Source organism: Paeniclostridium hominis (assembly GCF_014306135.1).
Lineage (GTDB): Bacteria > Bacillota > Clostridia > Peptostreptococcales > Peptostreptococcaceae > Paraclostridium > Paraclostridium hominis.
This window is the reverse complement of the sequence record NZ_JACRWD010000002.1, coordinates 284,462-301,216: the sequence shown is the minus strand read 5'-3', so window position 1 is coordinate 301,216 and position 16,755 is coordinate 284,462. Positions and strand designations below refer to the sequence as shown.

Genomic DNA, 16,755 nt, shown 5'->3' with positions numbered 1-16,755 from the left:
TAACATCTAAGAAACAGCCAACAAGGGAGAGGAGTTATATTATGTTAGGAATAACAGAACTTACGTATACGGCAATGATTTCATTTCTTATAGTACTTATACTAGGTCCGATATTTATACCAATGTTAACTAAATTTAAATTCGGTCAAACTGTAAGAGATGACGGTCCGCAAACACATTTACAAAAAAATGGAACACCTACTATGGGTGGAATAATGATGATAGTAGCTATATTAGTTACAGTTCTTACTAGAACAAAAATAAGTTCAGACATGACTATGGGTCTTTTATGTATATTAGGATTTGGATTTGTAGGATTTGTAGACGATTTCTTAAAAATAAAATTTAAAAGATCATTAGGATTAAAAGCATATCAAAAATTATTATTACAAGTTGCATTAGCTACATTATTAGCATATTATCAATATACTAATTCACCAAGTGCGACTCAATTTATAATACCTTTTACAAATATTACATTTAACTTAGGACCATTATATGTTCCAATTATGGTATTTATAATACTTGGTACGGTAAATGCAGTTAACTTAACTGATGGACTTGATGGTTTAGCATCAGGAATAACTGTTATAGTATCTATGTTTTTTATGTTAGTTGCAGTTAGCTTTGGATATACAGATATAGCTATATTAGCAGCAGCAACTATAGGAGCTTGTATAGGATTTTTAGGATTTAACTCTTATCCAGCAAGAGTATTTATGGGAGATACAGGTTCTATGGCATTAGGAGGTGCTGTTATATCATTTGCAGTACTGACAAATAATGTTCTTATAATACCTATCGTTGGAGGGATTTATTTTGCAGAGGCAATTTCAGTTATACTTCAAGTAGGGTCTTACAAATTAAGAAAGAAAAGAATATTTAAAATGGCACCAATACATCATCACTTTGAACAATGTGGATGGCCTGAAACTAAAGTTATATTTGTATTTTGGATAACATCTATAGTATTAGCTTGGATAGGTATAATAGCAGTATTCTAATTTACGGGGGTAACAACGATGGACTTAAAAAATAAAAATGTCTTACTTGTAGGACTAGCAAAGACAGGAGTATCTACTATAAAGAAATTAGATAAATTAGGTGCAAATATTATAGTAAATGATATTAAGTCAGAGGATAAATTAAAAGATATAATCAAAGAATTAGAAAATTTAGAGAGTGTAGATTATATTTTAGGAAAACATCCTGAAGATATAAATAATATAGATTTAACTATAGTATCTCCAGGAGTTCCTCTTGATTTACCTTTTATAGAGAAACTAAAAAGTGCTAATATCAAGATAATTGGAGAAGTAGAGTTAGCATATAAATTATCTAAAAATCCTACATTTATAGGGATAACAGGAACTAATGGAAAGACTACAACAACTAGTTTAGTTGGAGAGATATTTAAAAAGGCAAATAAAGATACATACATAGTTGGAAACATAGGAAACCCAGTTATAGATACTGTTGATTTTGCAGATGAAAATTCTTTTCTTGTAACAGAGTTAAGTAGTTTTCAATTAGAAAGTATAGAAGACTTTAAACCTAAAGTAAGCACTATTATAAACATAACAGAGGATCATTTAAATAGACATCATACTATGGAAAATTATATAAATGCAAAAGCAAGAATATTAGAAAATCAAGATAATAATGATTTTTGTGTTTTAAATTATGATGATTCTATAGTTAGAGAATTAGCTAAAAAGACAAATGCTAAAGTTTTATATTTCTCTCAAAAGGAAAAAGTAGAACAAGGTGCATATTTAGACGATAAAAATAATATAGTTATAGAGGTTGATGGTGAAAAATTAGTTCTTTTAAATAAAAATGAATTAAGTTTACCTGGAAATCATAACTTAGAAAATTCTATGGCGGCTATTTTAATGTCATATGTATCAAATATAGATTTAAATGTTATAAAAGATACATTAAAGACTTTTAAAGGCGTAGAGCACAGACTAGAATTTGTAACAAATAAAAATGGAATAATGTTTGTAAATGATTCTAAAGGAACTAATCCAGATTCTACTATAAAAGCTATAACTTCATATGAAAGACCTATAGTTTTAATAGCTGGAGGGATGGATAAACAAAGTGATTTTACAGAAATGATGAAATGCGCAACTAAAAATGTTAAGTCATTAGTATTACTAGGAGAGACTGCAGATAAAATAGAATTAAGTGCAAAAGAACAAGGTATTACTAATATAGTGAAGGTTAGTGATATGAAAGAAGCTGTTAACAAAGCTTATGCACTAGCTGAATCAGGAGATGTAGTTTTATTATCACCAGCTTGTGCAAGTTGGGATATGTATCCAAACTTCGAGGCAAGAGGATTAGACTTCAAAGAAAATATATATAAATTATAGATATATAAGGGAATGGAGGTAGGTCTAATTAATGCCTAAAGAGATAAAAAAACGTGTTAGTAGGGGGATAAAGACAGATTTTGATAATGTTGTGTTTTATACAACTATGTTATTAGTATTTATAGGAATCATAATGGTGTTTAGTGCTAGTTTTATACAATCTACATTTAAACTAGATGATTCCTATTATTTTTTAAAAAGAAATTTAATTTATGCAACACTAGGATTTATTGCAATGATTTTTACATCTAAAATAGAATATAGATTTTGGTATAAAAACGCTAAAAAGTTAGGGATAATTGTTATTATATTATTAATTTTAGTGCTTTCTCCATTAGGAACATCTTTAAACGGAGCTCAAAGATGGTTAGGATTTGGAGGATTAACTATTCAACCAGCGGAGTTAGCTAAGTTTGCTACTATAATAATAACAGCTAAATTAATAGAATTAAAATATGATAAAATTAAGTCATTAACAAAAGGAGTTATACCACTTCTTATAATACCTGGGATTTTCTTTACATTAATAATACTTCAACCAAATCTATCTACTGCTGGGACAGTAGTTTTAGTTGCATTTGTAATGATATTTGTAGCTGGAATGGATATGAAGATTGTATATAGTATGTTTGGAGCGGGAGTTGCACTATTTATTGTAATGGTTTTAGCAGCACCATATAGACTTGCTCGTGTTACGTCTTTTCTAGACCCATTCAAAGACCCATTAGGAGCTGGATATCAAGTTATACAAGGATTATATGCATTAGGATCAGGTGGGTTGTTTGGACTTGGACTTGGAAAGAGTAGGCAGAAATATTTTTACATACCAGAACCACAAAATGACTTTATATTTGCAATAATAGGTGAAGAACTAGGGCTTATAGGATGTGCTATAGTTATAATGTTATTTGTATTTTTAGTTTATAGATGTATAAGAATTGCAATTAAATGTCCTGATGTATTTTCATGTATGCTAGTTGTGGGTATAGGAGGGCAAATTGGTATTCAAGCAGCACTAAATATTGCTGTTGCTACATCATCAATGCCTGTTACGGGAGTTGCATTACCTTTTATAAGTTATGGAGGCACCTCTCTTATAATATTCATGGCAGCAGTAGGGATAGTACTTAATGTCTCTAAGCATGTAAAAATGAATTAGACAGGAGATGAAATAATGAAAGTTTTATTATCTGGCGGAGGAACAGGAGGTCACGTTTATCCTGCAATAGCCATAGCAAATAGAATAAAAGAAGAAAATCCAGATGCTGAGATAGTTTTTGTTGGAACTGAAAAAGGAATAGAATCTGAAATAGTTCCTAAGTATGGGTATGAATTAAAGACAGTTACAGTACAAGGATTTAAAAGAAAAATAGATTTTGATAATGTAAAAAGAGTTTTTAAGTTATTTAAAGGATTAGAACAATCAAGAAAAATTGTTAAAACATTTAAACCGGATATAGTTATAGGAACAGGTGGATATGTTAGTGGTCCTGTATTATTTAACTCATCAATGAAAAAAGTTCCTACAATAATTCATGAGCAAAACTCTTTCCCTGGAGTAACTAATAAAATTTTGGCAAAGATGGTAACTAAAGTATTAACAAGTTTTGAAGATTCTCATGGTAGATTTCCTGAAGAAACTAGAAATAAGTTAGTGCTTACAGGTAATCCAGTTAGAAAAGAAATATTGGTATCCAAAAAAGGTAATTCAAGAAGAAAGTTAGGAATACAAGAAGATAAAAAAATGGTTTTATGTTATGGTGGAAGTGGAGGATCAAGAAAAATAAATGATTCAATGAAGCTAGTAATAAGAAACCTTGTTAATGAAGATGCTGCGTTTATATATGCAACAGGTAAAAATTTCTATGAAGGATTTATGAAGGATATAAGCGATCTAGATTTAAAACCATATCAAAAAGTTGTACCTTACCTTGAAGATATGGCAAGTGCATTAGCAGCGTGTGATTTAGTTATAGGAAGTGCAGGAGCTATATCTTTAGCAGAAATAACAGCTTTAGGAAAGCCTTCTATAATAATACCAAAAGCATATACAGCAGAAAATCACCAAGAATATAATGCAAAGAGTGTAGAAAGTAAAGGTGCTGGTATTGCTATATTAGAAAAAAATCTTACTCCTGAATCATTAAATGAAACAGTATTTAAATTATTAGGAGATAGAGATTTATTAATTGATATGTCTAATGCAAGTAGAGAAATAGGAAAACCAGAGGCTATAGATTTAATATATAAAGAAGTTATGGAAGTTTACAACAGAAATAATAAGAATAATAAAAAAGAAGAAAAATTACAAACAAAGAATGATAATAAAAAAGAAGATGAACCTAAAGAAGTTAAAACTATAGGAATAAAAAATAAAAAGTAACATATTTCCCCCCTGGGACATAGTATTAAAAATATAAGAAGTTATATTTTGCCTTAAATACTTGCTGCTAGGGGGGAATAATTTTGTCAAAGTATATAATTAATGGGGGCAATAAAGTAGAAGGTAGACTGTCTATAAGAGGAGCTAAAAATTCTGTATTGCCTATAATGGCTGCAGCCATATTAAATGAATCTAAGAGCATAATAAATAATATTCCAAATATATCAGATGTTCATGTAATGATAGATATTTTAAAAAGTATAGGATGTAAAGCAAAGTATGAAGATTCAACTTTATATTTAGATAGTTCTAATATAGATATTACTAGTGTTAAAGAAGAATATATGAAGATGTTAAGATCATCTATAATTGTTATGGGAGCTATGATTGGAAGATTTAATGATATAAGTATAAGTTACCCAGGAGGGTGTTCTATAGGTGCTAGACCAATAGATTTACATTTAGATGCATTAAAAACGCTAGGAGTAAAAATTACAGAAGAAAATGGATATATATACTGTCACAGAGATAATTTAATTGGAAGTACTATAAACTTACAATTTCCTAGTGTTGGGGCAACAGAAAATGCAATACTTGCAGCTGTTAAAGCAAAAGGCACAACTATAATAAATAATGCTGCTAAAGAGCCTGAGATTGAAGACTTACAAGAATTTCTAAATTCTATGGGAGCAAAAGTTAATGGTGCTGGTACTAGCTGTATTCAAATTGAAGGAGTAGATAAACTACACTCAGTAAATCATACAATAATTCCTGATAGAATTGCTATAGGAACTTATATGATAGCTAGTGCTATAACAGGTGGTAATTTAGAGGTAGACAAAGTTATAAAAGCTCATATGGATCCTATAGTTAAAAAATTAGAAGAAGCAGGTTGTATTATAGAGTATAAAAATAAAGGATTAATAATGAGTCCACCTAAAAAGATAATACCAATAGATATTGTAAAAACATCTCCACATCCTGGATTCCCAACAGATATGCAATCCCAGTTAATGACATTGCTTTGCTTAGGAAAAGGGACTAGTGTATTTCATGAAACTATTTTTGAAAATAGATTTATGCACTGTGATGAACTCATAAAGATGGGAGCTAATATAATTAATATAACTGAGAATATTTGTATGGTAAAAGGCGTTGATGTTCTTACTGGAGAGAAAGTAAAAGCAATGGATTTGAGAGGAGGAGCAGCTTTAGTGCTTGCAGGTTTAGTAGCAGAAGGGACAACTGAAGTTTCTAGTATAAATTATATAGAAAGAGGATATGAAGATTTTGAGTTTATATTAAGAAATCTTGGAGCAGATATTGAAAAAATATAAGGTATATTAAAAAGAAGTCGAATTAGGTAATGCTATTACGATTTCTTTTTTGCATTTTTTGCATTATATAAAATAAATTGAGAGGGAAAATTCAAAATTAGTAGTATCTTATATATTAAGAATTTAATATATAACACTTAAATAATAAACTAAGGAGTAAAATTAAAATTATACAAAAGGTGGGGGCATATGAGAAAAAGTAGATATAGAATAAATAAAAGAGGCAAGATAACTATATATAGCTTTATATTATTGATCATATTATTAATATATATTTGTATAAGTAGTAGTATATTTGATTTAAGTGAAGTAATTTTAAAGGGAAATGATAAAATAGTTAAAAATGATATAATAAAGATATCATCAATAAAAATAGGTAATAATTTATTTCAATATAATATAAATGAAATAGAAAAAAATATACTTAAGAATCCTTATATTAATTATGTAAAGGTAAGCAGAAAAATTCCAAATAAACTGATAATAGAAATAAAAGAAAATACTGAAGATGCTATAATAAAGGTTGATAAAAGATATCTTTATATACAAGAAGACGGATTGATTTTGTCTGAAAAGAATGATATAACCAATAAACATATACCTATAATAAAGGGAATTGAGCTTAAAGAAAAAGATATAAATACCTTTATAAAAACAAATAATAATAATCAAGATTTATTAATAAAAACTTTAAAAATTTTAAAAGATAATAAAATGCTAAGAGAAATTAAAACCATAGATATTAAAAAAAATTATATAAATATGGAAAATACAGATGATATAAAAATAACTATGAAGTTAGATGAAAATATACAATACAATGTAAAACGATTGAATGAGATATTAATAGATTTAAAATCAAATAATATTAAAAAAGGAAATGTTAATTTGGTTAGTAAAGAACAAGCGGTGTATTCTCCTTGATATAAGGAATCATTGAAATATCCAAGTTTATATATTAATTTTTAAAAGGAATTTTGTTGGATTTATATAAATATTGAAGAAAAAGATACGATATTTATAAATTCTTATAAAAAACATACATAAAAAACTTGAATAATGTAGGTATTTCAAAGTAAAATATAAAAGGTGAATATTTATGATATGGATAATTGGAGGCATTGCATAAGTTATAATAATTACATATTATATTCCAATAGCATATATAATGGCTTATGTCGTTGGTATATAAAATCAAGTTTTGACAGTAAATATAACAATATTATATTTATAACTGAATTTTTTGCAATATATTAATTGCAATGTTTTATATTATATAGGATAGAGATTAGAAAAATTTATGTATTATTAAGTCATATTAGTGTTTAGAATAAGATTATTTGACAATTTGTTAATTATAAGCAGATATATTATATCCAATTTATCAAATAAAAAAAGAGGAAAATAAACTTTTTTGTGGAATAAGTTAGTTAAATATTAACAAAATGCTAATATAAAATGATATAATTAATACATAGATTTACTTTGAATATTAAATAAGGAGGTTTATAGATGCTAAACTTTGACGTAGAAATGGATAACTTTGCAAAAATCAAAGTAATAGGCGTAGGTGGCGGTGGAAATAACGCTGTCAATAGAATGGTTGAAGCACAACTTAAAGGTGTTGAATTTATAGCTGTTAATACAGATAAACAAGCTTTATATACATCTAAAGCTGAGCACAAGATCCAAGTTGGTGAAAAACTTACAAGGGGTCTAGGAGCAGGAGCTAACCCAGAAGTTGGGAAGAAATCTGCAGAAGAAAGTAAAGATGAAATAATAAAAGTCCTTGAAGGTGCGGATATGGTATTTGTAACTGCAGGAATGGGTGGAGGAACAGGAACAGGAGCTGCCCCAGTAGTTGCTCAACTAGCAAAAGAAATGGGTATACTTACTGTAGGAGTTGTAACTAAGCCTTTTGCATTTGAAGGTAAAGTAAGAATGAAAAATGCAGAACAAGGTATAAAAGAATTAAAAACTAAAGTTGATACTCTAATAACTATACCTAATGATAGATTATTACAAATAGTTCAAAAAAATACATCTATGCTAGAAGCTTTCTCTATAGCAGATGATGTATTAAAACAAGGTATAGAGTCAATATCTGATCTTATAGCTGCCCCTGGATTAATAAACTTAGACTTTGCAGATGTTCAGTCTATAATGAAAGAAAAAGGGTTAGCTCATATGGGAATGGGAAAAGCACAAGGTGAAAATAGAGCTATAGAAGCAGCAACTCAAGCTATACAATCACCATTATTAGAAACATCTATAAAAGGAGCTAAAGGTGTCTTACTTAATATAACAGGTGGAGCTAATCTAGGACTATTTGAAATAAATGAAGCTTCAACATTAGTTCAAGAGTCTTGCGATTCTGAAGCCAACATAATATTTGGAGCTACAATAAAAGAAGACTTAAAGGATGATCTTGTTATAACAGTAATAGCTACTGGATTTGAAGATGGACAAGATATGGAATTAGATTTTAATAGAAATAGTGGGATGAACCAAAATCAAGGATTTCAACAACCTAATATAAACCATAATATGGCAAGAGAAGTTCAAAGACCAGTAATGCAAGAACCAAAGAGAGAAGAAGAACCTGTTGCTAAACAAAGCGCAAGTCCATCATATATAGAAAATGATGATATGGAAATACCAACATTCCTAAGAAGAAGAAGATAATACTATCTTCTTTTTTTTTGCGATTTTTTGTTTTTTTAAATAATAAATTAATTATAATTCGACTATCAATTATGACATAAAACTCATTTAACCTAAACTATAATATAGATAAATGCTTTAAGGGGGGATGATAGTGTATGTAGAATATTATGCAATTGAGAACTTATTAATAAATTATATTATAATAAGTTGTACATCAATATTAACTAAAAATTATAATTCTAATAAAAAAAAATGGACAGGGGCAATAGTCGGAATGATATACGCTATTGCTTATTTACTTCCAAATTTAGATTTAATTTTTACACTACCCATGAAAATATTATTGATACTGACTATTGCGAAGATAAGTTTTGATTATAAAGATTTAAAAGATTATATAAGAATTTTGGTTGTATTTTATTTTGTTAATATATTTATAGCCGGAAGTTCATTTTTTATAATATATTTTACAGGGATTAGTCATATAAATATATCTTTAATAATTTTAATATCGTATATAAGTGGAATTATTCTTAAATATATTTATAAAGATATAAAGGAATTAAAATACTTAAATAGTATGAAAAAAGATATAAAAGTGTGTATAGATAAAAATGAATTAGAGCTTAGGGCTTTAATCGATACAGGGAATTTATTAAAAGATCCCATAACAAAGGACGAAGTAGTAATTATAAGTGCTAATAAATTATATGAAATTTTACCTAAAGAATTACAAAAAATAGATTTAAAAAATATTAGTATTAATACTGTTAATGATGTTATAGATGAGATTGGTGAAGATGTATATTATAGAATTAGAATTATACCTGTGAGACAAATAAATGATGAGAATTTAGTAATAGGAATAAAATCAGATTACATAGAAATAGATGGCAAAAAGATACCTAATGTTATTTTAGGTTTATCAAATTTTAAAGAGGATGGATATAGTGCTATTTTAAATCCACAACTATTAATGGGTATATAATTTTTTAAGGGGGAGAGATTGTTGAAGAAATTGATAAAATTAAAGACAAAATGTATAAGTTATTTTTTTAGAGTTTTATCCAAACTCGGTTTATTAAAGGCAAAAGGGCTTTATTATTTAGGCGGTGTAAATATATTACCACCACCTCTTTCAAGTAAAGAAGAAGCTGAGTTACTTAAAAATTTAGAAAGTGATGAGAGTATAAAAACTATATTGATAGAAAGAAATCTTAGATTGGTAGTTTATATATCTAGAAAATTTGAAAATACAGGAATTGATGTTGAAGATTTAATATCTATAGGAACTATTGGTTTAATAAAAGCTGTAAACACATTTAAACTAAATAAAAATATAAAATTAGCTACATATGCTTCTAGATGTATAGAAAATGAGATACTTATGTATTTAAGAAAAAATAACAAAAAAAAGTCAGAGGTATCATTTGATGAACCTCTAAATATAGATTTAGATGGAAATGAGTTGCTATTGTCTGATATATTAGGTACTGAAAATGATGAAATATATAAGGTAATAGAAGAAGAGATAGATAAAGATTTATTGGTTATGGCATTAGATAGACTATCAGATAGAGAAAAGCAAATTATGGAACTTAGATTTGGATTAGCTAGCAAAGGAGAAGAAAGAACTCAAAAAGAAGTAGCTACAATGTTAGGCATTTCCCAATCTTATATCTCTAGATTAGAGAAAAAAATAATATCTAGATTGAAAAAAGAGATGAAAAAGTTTGTTTAGCTTATAAATAATTCTACTTAGAAAGTATAAAAATATATGATATGTAAATAATTGTATAAGAAATACTTTTTAAGAGAGGACTGAGATAAAATGCAAATAAATAAAGTTGAAATCTGTGGAGTAAATACCTCTGAGTTACCAGTTCTTAAAAATAATCAAATGAAAGAACTTCTTATTAAGATAAAAGATGGAGATGAAGTTGCAAGACAAGAATTTGTAAGAGGCAATTTAAGATTAGTTTTGAGTGTCATCCAGAAGTTTAATAATAGAGGGGAAAATATCGATGATTTATTTCAAATAGGTTGTATAGGACTTATAAAAGCAATTGATAACTTTGACTTAAGTCAAAATGTAAGATTTTCAACTTATGCAGTCCCTATGATTATAGGTGAGATAAGAAGGTATCTAAGGGATAATAATCCTATAAGAGTAAGTAGATCTTTAAAAGATATTGCATATAAAGCTCTTCAGGTAAGAGAAAGATTAGTAAGATCTAACTCTAAGGAACCAACTGTTTCAGAGATAGCAAAAGAGCTAGAGTTAGATGTAGAAGATGTAGTTATGGCTCTAGATGCTATACAAGATCCTATATCATTATTTGATCCTGTATATCAAGATAATGGAGATGCAATATTTGTTATGGATCAAGTTCAAGATAAAAAAGATACAGATGAAAATTGGCTACAAGAAATAGCTCTTAAGGAAGCTATAAAAAAACTAAATGGTAGAGAAAGATTAGTTTTAGATTTAAGGTTTTATAAAGGAAGAACTCAGATTGAAGTAGCTGATGAAATTGGTATTTCTCAGGCACAAGTTTCTAGGATAGAAAAAAATGCATTAAAAAATATGAGAAAATATATATGAAATTTTATGCAAAGGCGAATCCGCTTTTGCATATTTTTTTATTTGTAGAAGATAGTATATTAATTGTAAAAGAATGTAAATTATGCTATACTTTATTGTGTATTATCTAAGAAAAAAGGAGAATTTAATGCTAAGTTCGTCATTATCATATATTTTTATTAGAAGTTTTCCAGAAAGCGTACTTTTAATATTAGCTGGGTATATTTTATTTAATTTAAAAATTGATATAATAGATGTTTTGAAAAATTCTATATTGTATTTAATTATTTTAACTTTTATTAGAATGATGCCGATAAGCTTTGGAATACATACCGTTTTAAGTATGTTTGTAATAGGTATAATTTTTTATAAATTAAAAAATCAACAAATTATAACGACTATATTAAATATAGCTAAAATTTATATATGCTTAGCAATTAGTGAAGGGATATATATGATTATAGCTAATTGTGTTTTTAAAATACCAACACAAGTTTTAACTGCTAATACAAGTGTATATAGTGCGTTATTAGCGCTCCCTTCTTTGTTGATATTTATTTTATTAATTATTGTAATAAAATTAATTACTAAAAAGTTAAACAGGGGTTAGAAGTATATGAGTATGATAGAAAACGTTTCAAATAGTATAGCGACAAAAATTGGAGAAAAGGCGAACAAGTCAAAAGATGAAATAGAAGTTATGAATTATGGACTGTTCATATGTTTACATACTATTGTAGCTTTTATAATCACCATAATTATAGGAATATTAATAGGAAGATTAAAGGAAATGCTTATAATTACTTTAGTTGCATCAAGCTTAAAAAGATGTTCAGGAGGTGTACATGCAACTTCACCTAATAGATGTCTTATAATAGGATTGATGTTTAGTGTAATTTTAACTTATATTTGCGAGATATTTAATATATATGGGGATAGCCTGTTTATATATTTATTTAGTTTAATAATTATTGCTTTTTGCTATTATATATTTTATAAGAAAGCACCAGTAGGTACTAAAAATAAGCCTCTTAAAAAAGAGTCTACTAGAAAAAAACTTAGAAAAAAAGTATTTAGATTACTTAATTTATATATTGTGATTATAATTTTATGTATTTTAGTTGGACAAACTGAATTTATTAAATATAATTTAACTAGTTTTATATATTGTATAGAATTAGGAATTATATTGCAAACAATATCATTAACTAAGCTAGGAGAAACAATTATACTAAAAATAGATTGTTTTCTTAAATAAAAAATTTTTAAGGGGGATTAGTTATGAACTTTTTAGTGAATTTATTCTCAGATTTTGCAACATCTTTAGGTAATGGGGCATCTACAATGTGTACTATGATTTTCTTTGAACCAGAAATGCCAAAATCATTAAGAGAAGAATAATTAAAATAAACCATAAGGAAGAATCCTTATGGTTTATTAATTGATAAAAGACATTTAGGAGAAGGCTATGGATGAATTTAACAATATAAGGGATCAGAAAGTATTTGAAATTTTAGCTATAATAAAAGTTATATACATGCTTTTAGGAATGGTAGCTATGATAAGTTCATATGCTAACAGAGCCAATTTAAAATATACATTATTTCTTATTTATATAGTGGCTATAATACTTTTATTAATTGTGTATTTTATATGGGTGTCTAAAAAGCAGTATAAAATTATAAATTGTATACCTAAAATAAGGGATAATATAGAAATTTTATTACTTATGTTAATTTCTACCATAATTATAATTTCAACAGGAAAAGAACAAAGCCCTTATAAATTTTTATATATTTTTATAATAATAATTTCATCTATACAGTTTGGAAGAAATTATGCAATATATGTATCTATAATATGTTCTACATTAGTATGTGGAGTAGACATATTATCTATTAAATTAGGAAATTCATTAAATGAATCTGTACAAGAATTACTTATTGAGTATTTTCAAATTGATATAGTTATAGTTAGTGCTTTTTTAGTTACATCATGGATACTTGGAATGTATGTAAATATAGAAAAAGAGTATAGTAAAGGATTGCAAAAATTAGCGAATTTAGATGAATTAACAGGACTCTATAATCATAGATATTTCCAAGAATCTTTAGAGAATAAAATGAAAATTGCTGATGAAGAAAATACATCTGTATCATTATTATTTATGGATATAGATTATTTTAAAAATTATAATGATATAAATGGGCATCAAGCAGGAGATTTAGTTCTAAAAGAAGTAGGTTATATACTTAAAGCTAATGTAAAGGAACCTGATGTTGTAGCTAGGTATGGAGGGGAAGAGTTTGCAGTTATACTTCCAGATACAACTGAAGAAGAAGCAATAAAGATAGGTGAAAAAATAAGATCAAATATAGAAGAAACTTATTTTTATGGTCAGGAAAATCAACCCAATAATAACGTGACAATGTCAATAGGAGTGTCATCGTACCCATTAAGGGCAAGCAACAAACACCAATTTATAAATACTGCAGACGATGCATTGTATAGAGCTAAATCTTTAAGTAAAAATAGGGTAGAAGTATATTACAGTGTTTTAGAAGAAATAGCTGATCATATATACATAGATGAAGAAACAACTAAATCTTTAAAAAGATTTATAAATATGATAAATAAAAAAGATAGATATACATATGGACATACTGAAAGAGTTGTAATATATTTAGGTTGGTTTGCAAGCTACTTAGGATTAAATGAAAAAGATAAATTGAACTTAAAGTTAGCTGCGTACCTACATGATATGGGTAAAATTAAAATTCCAGAGGAAGTTTTAAATAAAAAAGAAAAACTTACTGATGCAGAATATGAGTTGTTAAAACAACATCCAGTTCTAGGAGTAGAGTTAATAAAGCATATAAAAGCTTTTGAAGAATTATTACCACTTATAAAACATCATCATGAAAGGTATGATGGTAGAGGATATCCAGATAAATTAAAAGGAGAAGAAATACCATACTTGGCAAGAGTCATAGCTATAGCTGATAGTTTTGATGCTATGACATCTCATAGACCTTACAATTTTAGAAAAGGACATGATGAAGCTATAAAAGAGCTTAAAAGATGCTCAGGTTCTCAGTTTGATCCAGAGTTAGTAGAACAATTTATAAAAATGATAGAATTAAAAAATAATTAAAAAAATGACCAACAAGGTCATTTTTTTTTATCCTTGTACATATTTATTTTTAAGAGGAGGTAGATTATAATATGATTAGAATTTCTGATATAATGGATAAAGAAGTAATAAATGTAAAAAATGGTAAAAGGATGGGATTCATAACAGATATAGATATGGATATAAATGAAGGAAAAATAGTATCATTTAATATAATAGGGGATGGAAGTATGAACTTCTTTTCAAGAGGTTCAGAAGGTCAAGTTGTTTTTTGGAATGATATAATAAAAATAGGGTGTGATACTATAATAGTTAATCAAGGTCAAGATCATAGTTTAGATGAATTTAATATATAAAGATACAATGAAGAGGAGGGATAGGCTTGTTATGTCCTTACTGTAACTATAAAGAATCAAAGGTAATAGATTCAAGACATACAGATAGTCAATCAATTAGAAGACGAAGAGAGTGTGAATCTTGTAAAAAAAGATTTACTACATATGAAAAAATAGAGCTAACACCTATAATGGTTATAAAAAAAGATAATAGTAGAGAATATTTTGATAGAAATAAAATAAAAAATGGCATATTAAAATCATCAGAAAAAAGACCTGTATCTATAGAGCAAATAGAGGATATAATCCAATACATAGAAAATGATATAAATAAATGTTATATATCTGAAATTGATAGTAAAAAGATTGGTGAGATGGTTATGGATAAGTTAAAAGATGTAGATGAAGTTGCATATGTTAGATTTGCATCTGTATATAGACAATTTAAAGATATAAATACTTTTGTAAAAGAATTAAAAAACATAATAATGGAGAAAAGGTGAGACTATGAACAATTATATAAGATTTGAAGATGCAACTAAAAAGAGTGATTTTGTAAATTTAGCATTTACAACTATAAATGTAGATATGGCATCTAAAGAAGATAGAAAAAATATTTGTAAAGAATTAAATATGAATTATGTTAACTTAACTAACAATAAACAAACACATTCAGATATAGTAAATATAATAAAAAAAGAAGATATAGGGAAAGTAAAAGAAGGAGATGCTTTAATTACAAATCTAAAACATACTCCATTATTGATATTTGTTGCTGATTGTGTTCCAATAGCAATTATGGATCCAACTAATAAAGTAGCTGCATTATGTCATGCAGGTTGGAGAGGAACTTATTCTAAGATAACTGAAAATGCTATAAAAAAAATGAAGAACTTATATAATACAAATCCAAAAGAGTTAGTTTGTGTATTAGGACCATCTATAGGACCGTGTTGCTATGAAGTATCAAAAGATTTAATTGAAAAATTTAACACAATCATTACAAATAACGATGAAAAATTCTATATAATTAAAGAAGACAAGTATTATCTAGATTTATGGAAAGTAAATGAATTAATATTAAAAAATTGTGGAGTGAAAGAAGAAAATATAATTAATTTAAATATATGTACTAGTTGTAATAGCGATAAGTTCCATTCTTATAGAAAGCATAATCAAACAACAAAAAGATTAGGGATGATACTTGAAATAAATTAGAGAGGAGCTAACTTAAGATGAATACTAAAGTGCTCGTTATAGATGATGAGAAGCATATTGTAGAACTTCTTAAATTCAACTTAGAGACCATGGATTATGATGTGTATTCATCATATGATGGATTTGATGGATTTATTAAAGCTAAGGAAATAAATCCTGACTTAATTTTATTAGATTGGATGCTACCAAATATAAGTGGTATAGATCTTTTAAAGAAAATAAGAAGTGATAAGGATTTAAAAAATATACCTGTAATAATGTTAACAGCTAAAAATATTGAAAATGATAAAATAGATGGATTAAATGCAGGAGCTGATGATTATATAACTAAGCCTTTTAGTATAAAAGAATTATTAGCTAGAAGTAATTCAGTTTTAAGAAGATATAATGTAAATAAAAATATCTCTAAAGAAACTATATTAAGTGTTGGCAATCTAAAGTTAGATTTACAAAAGCATGAAGTGATTAAGGGAAGTGAAAAAATTGATTTAACTTTCAAAGAATTTGAATTATTAAGATTGTTATTAGAAAACAAAGGGAAAGTTTTATCTAGAAACTATTTATTAGACAAAATATGGGGATATGAATACTATGGAGAAACTAGAACTGTAGATGTACATATACGATATTTAAGAAAAAAAATAGAAGGAAGTAGTGAAGATGAAAAATATATAGAAACTATTAGAGGTATCGGTTATAAAATAGATTAAGGAGCAT

At 26.9% G+C, this 16,755-nt stretch carries 18 protein-coding genes; all 18 read left to right on the top strand.

The features are described 5' to 3' along the window. The first annotated feature begins 38 nt into the window (after window positions 1-38). The 18 genes from mraY (at window position 39) to H8891_RS09325 (ending at window position 16,748) form a co-directional block, all read left to right on the top strand. Window positions 39-1,004, top strand: a complete 966-nt coding sequence (gene mraY, locus H8891_RS09410; RefSeq protein ID WP_270646579.1) for a phospho-N-acetylmuramoyl-pentapeptide-transferase — start codon at window positions 39-41, stop codon at window positions 1,002-1,004. Window positions 1,005-1,022: 18 nt separating this feature from the next. Continuing rightward, window positions 1,023-2,381: a UDP-N-acetylmuramoyl-L-alanine--D-glutamate ligase gene (gene murD / locus H8891_RS09405; RefSeq protein WP_187006237.1), complete on the top strand. Its 1,359-nt coding sequence runs from the start codon at window positions 1,023-1,025 to the stop codon at window positions 2,379-2,381. 31 nt (window positions 2,382-2,412) lie between these two features. Next, complete coding sequence (spoVE, locus tag H8891_RS09400; RefSeq protein WP_187006236.1) at window positions 2,413-3,540, top strand: stage V sporulation protein E; 1,128 nt, start codon at window positions 2,413-2,415, stop codon at window positions 3,538-3,540. Between the two features lie 15 nt (window positions 3,541-3,555). Beyond that, window positions 3,556-4,764: an undecaprenyldiphospho-muramoylpentapeptide beta-N-acetylglucosaminyltransferase gene (gene murG / locus H8891_RS09395; RefSeq protein WP_187006235.1), complete on the top strand. Its 1,209-nt coding sequence runs from the start codon at window positions 3,556-3,558 to the stop codon at window positions 4,762-4,764. A gap of 83 nt (window positions 4,765-4,847) precedes the next feature. Then, window positions 4,848-6,101: a UDP-N-acetylglucosamine 1-carboxyvinyltransferase gene (gene murA / locus H8891_RS09390; protein WP_187006234.1), complete on the top strand. Its 1,254-nt coding sequence runs from the start codon at window positions 4,848-4,850 to the stop codon at window positions 6,099-6,101. Between the two features lie 189 nt (window positions 6,102-6,290). Then, complete coding sequence (locus H8891_RS09385) at window positions 6,291-7,025, top strand: cell division protein FtsQ/DivIB (RefSeq protein WP_187006233.1); 735 nt, start codon at window positions 6,291-6,293, stop codon at window positions 7,023-7,025. Between the two features lie 588 nt (window positions 7,026-7,613). After that, window positions 7,614-8,786 carry a cell division protein FtsZ gene (gene ftsZ / locus H8891_RS09380; protein WP_187006232.1) on the top strand — a complete coding sequence of 391 codons (1,173 nt, stop codon included), beginning with the start codon at window positions 7,614-7,616 and terminating at the stop codon, window positions 8,784-8,786. Window positions 8,787-8,919: 133 nt separating this feature from the next. Next, entirely contained in the window at window positions 8,920-9,756 is an 837-nt protein-coding gene (locus tag H8891_RS09375) for a sigma-E processing peptidase SpoIIGA (RefSeq protein ID WP_187006231.1), read from the top strand. 30 nt (window positions 9,757-9,786) lie between these two features. Further along, window positions 9,787-10,509 carry an RNA polymerase sporulation sigma factor SigE gene (gene sigE, locus H8891_RS09370; protein WP_187006305.1) on the top strand — a complete coding sequence of 241 codons (723 nt, stop codon included), beginning with the start codon at window positions 9,787-9,789 and terminating at the stop codon, window positions 10,507-10,509. Between the two features lie 90 nt (window positions 10,510-10,599). Further along, on the top strand, window positions 10,600-11,373 hold the full coding sequence (gene sigG, locus H8891_RS09365) for an RNA polymerase sporulation sigma factor SigG (RefSeq protein ID WP_147543144.1): 774 nt from the start codon (window positions 10,600-10,602) through the stop codon (window positions 11,371-11,373). Window positions 11,374-11,500: 127 nt separating this feature from the next. Then, on the top strand, window positions 11,501-11,962 hold the full coding sequence (locus tag H8891_RS09360; protein WP_147543145.1) for a hypothetical protein: 462 nt from the start codon (window positions 11,501-11,503) through the stop codon (window positions 11,960-11,962). Window positions 11,963-11,968: 6 nt separating this feature from the next. Further along, window positions 11,969-12,610 (top strand): accessory gene regulator ArgB-like protein, encoded by a 642-nt coding sequence (locus H8891_RS09355; protein ID WP_187006230.1) that lies wholly within the window; start codon window positions 11,969-11,971, stop codon window positions 12,608-12,610. A 23-nt stretch (window positions 12,611-12,633) separates the two neighbouring features. Continuing rightward, the gene (locus tag H8891_RS09350) at window positions 12,634-12,753 is read left to right on the top strand and encodes a cyclic lactone autoinducer peptide (RefSeq protein ID WP_187006229.1); all 120 of its coding nucleotides are present in this window, start codon (window positions 12,634-12,636) and stop codon (window positions 12,751-12,753) included. A gap of 67 nt (window positions 12,754-12,820) precedes the next feature. Beyond that, window positions 12,821-14,506 carry a bifunctional diguanylate cyclase/phosphohydrolase gene (locus tag H8891_RS09345; protein ID WP_187006228.1) on the top strand — a complete coding sequence of 562 codons (1,686 nt, stop codon included), beginning with the start codon at window positions 12,821-12,823 and terminating at the stop codon, window positions 14,504-14,506. Window positions 14,507-14,577: 71 nt separating this feature from the next. Next, window positions 14,578-14,841, top strand: coding sequence for a YlmC/YmxH family sporulation protein (locus H8891_RS09340; protein WP_147543149.1), 264 nt, complete (start codon window positions 14,578-14,580; stop codon window positions 14,839-14,841). A gap of 26 nt (window positions 14,842-14,867) precedes the next feature. Continuing rightward, the gene (gene nrdR, locus H8891_RS09335) at window positions 14,868-15,323 is read left to right on the top strand and encodes a transcriptional regulator NrdR (RefSeq protein WP_147543150.1); all 456 of its coding nucleotides are present in this window, start codon (window positions 14,868-14,870) and stop codon (window positions 15,321-15,323) included. A 4-nt stretch (window positions 15,324-15,327) separates the two neighbouring features. After that, complete coding sequence (pgeF, locus tag H8891_RS09330) at window positions 15,328-16,038, top strand: peptidoglycan editing factor PgeF (RefSeq protein ID WP_187006227.1); 711 nt, start codon at window positions 15,328-15,330, stop codon at window positions 16,036-16,038. 17 nt (window positions 16,039-16,055) lie between these two features. After that, window positions 16,056-16,748, top strand: a complete 693-nt coding sequence (locus tag H8891_RS09325; RefSeq protein ID WP_187006226.1) for a winged helix-turn-helix domain-containing protein — start codon at window positions 16,056-16,058, stop codon at window positions 16,746-16,748. The last annotated feature ends 7 nt before the right edge of the window (window positions 16,749-16,755 follow it).

Excerpts from the sequence above, each read along its gene's own strand:
- spoVE (WP_187006236.1), top strand. The coding sequence starts at position 2,413 with ATGCCTAAAGAGATAAAAAAACGTGTTAGTAGGGGGATAAAGACAGAT.
- sigG (WP_147543144.1), top strand. The coding sequence starts at position 10,600 with ATGCAAATAAATAAAGTTGAAATCTGTGGAGTAAATACCTCTGAGTTA.
- H8891_RS09340 (WP_147543149.1), top strand. The coding sequence starts at position 14,578 with ATGATTAGAATTTCTGATATAATGGATAAAGAAGTAATAAATGTAAAA.
- H8891_RS09325 (WP_187006226.1), top strand. The coding sequence starts at position 16,056 with ATGAATACTAAAGTGCTCGTTATAGATGATGAGAAGCATATTGTAGAA.
- ftsZ (WP_187006232.1), top strand. The coding sequence starts at position 7,614 with ATGCTAAACTTTGACGTAGAAATGGATAACTTTGCAAAAATCAAAGTA.
- H8891_RS09385 (WP_187006233.1), top strand. The coding sequence starts at position 6,291 with ATGAGAAAAAGTAGATATAGAATAAATAAAAGAGGCAAGATAACTATA.
- pgeF (WP_187006227.1), top strand. The coding sequence starts at position 15,328 with ATGAACAATTATATAAGATTTGAAGATGCAACTAAAAAGAGTGATTTT.
- H8891_RS09360 (WP_147543145.1), top strand. The coding sequence starts at position 11,501 with ATGCTAAGTTCGTCATTATCATATATTTTTATTAGAAGTTTTCCAGAA.
- H8891_RS09350 (WP_187006229.1), top strand. The coding sequence starts at position 12,634 with ATGAACTTTTTAGTGAATTTATTCTCAGATTTTGCAACATCTTTAGGT.
- H8891_RS09355 (WP_187006230.1), top strand. The coding sequence starts at position 11,969 with ATGAGTATGATAGAAAACGTTTCAAATAGTATAGCGACAAAAATTGGA.
- H8891_RS09345 (WP_187006228.1), top strand. The coding sequence starts at position 12,821 with ATGGATGAATTTAACAATATAAGGGATCAGAAAGTATTTGAAATTTTA.
- murG (WP_187006235.1), top strand. The coding sequence starts at position 3,556 with ATGAAAGTTTTATTATCTGGCGGAGGAACAGGAGGTCACGTTTATCCT.
- murD (WP_187006237.1), top strand. The coding sequence starts at position 1,023 with ATGGACTTAAAAAATAAAAATGTCTTACTTGTAGGACTAGCAAAGACA.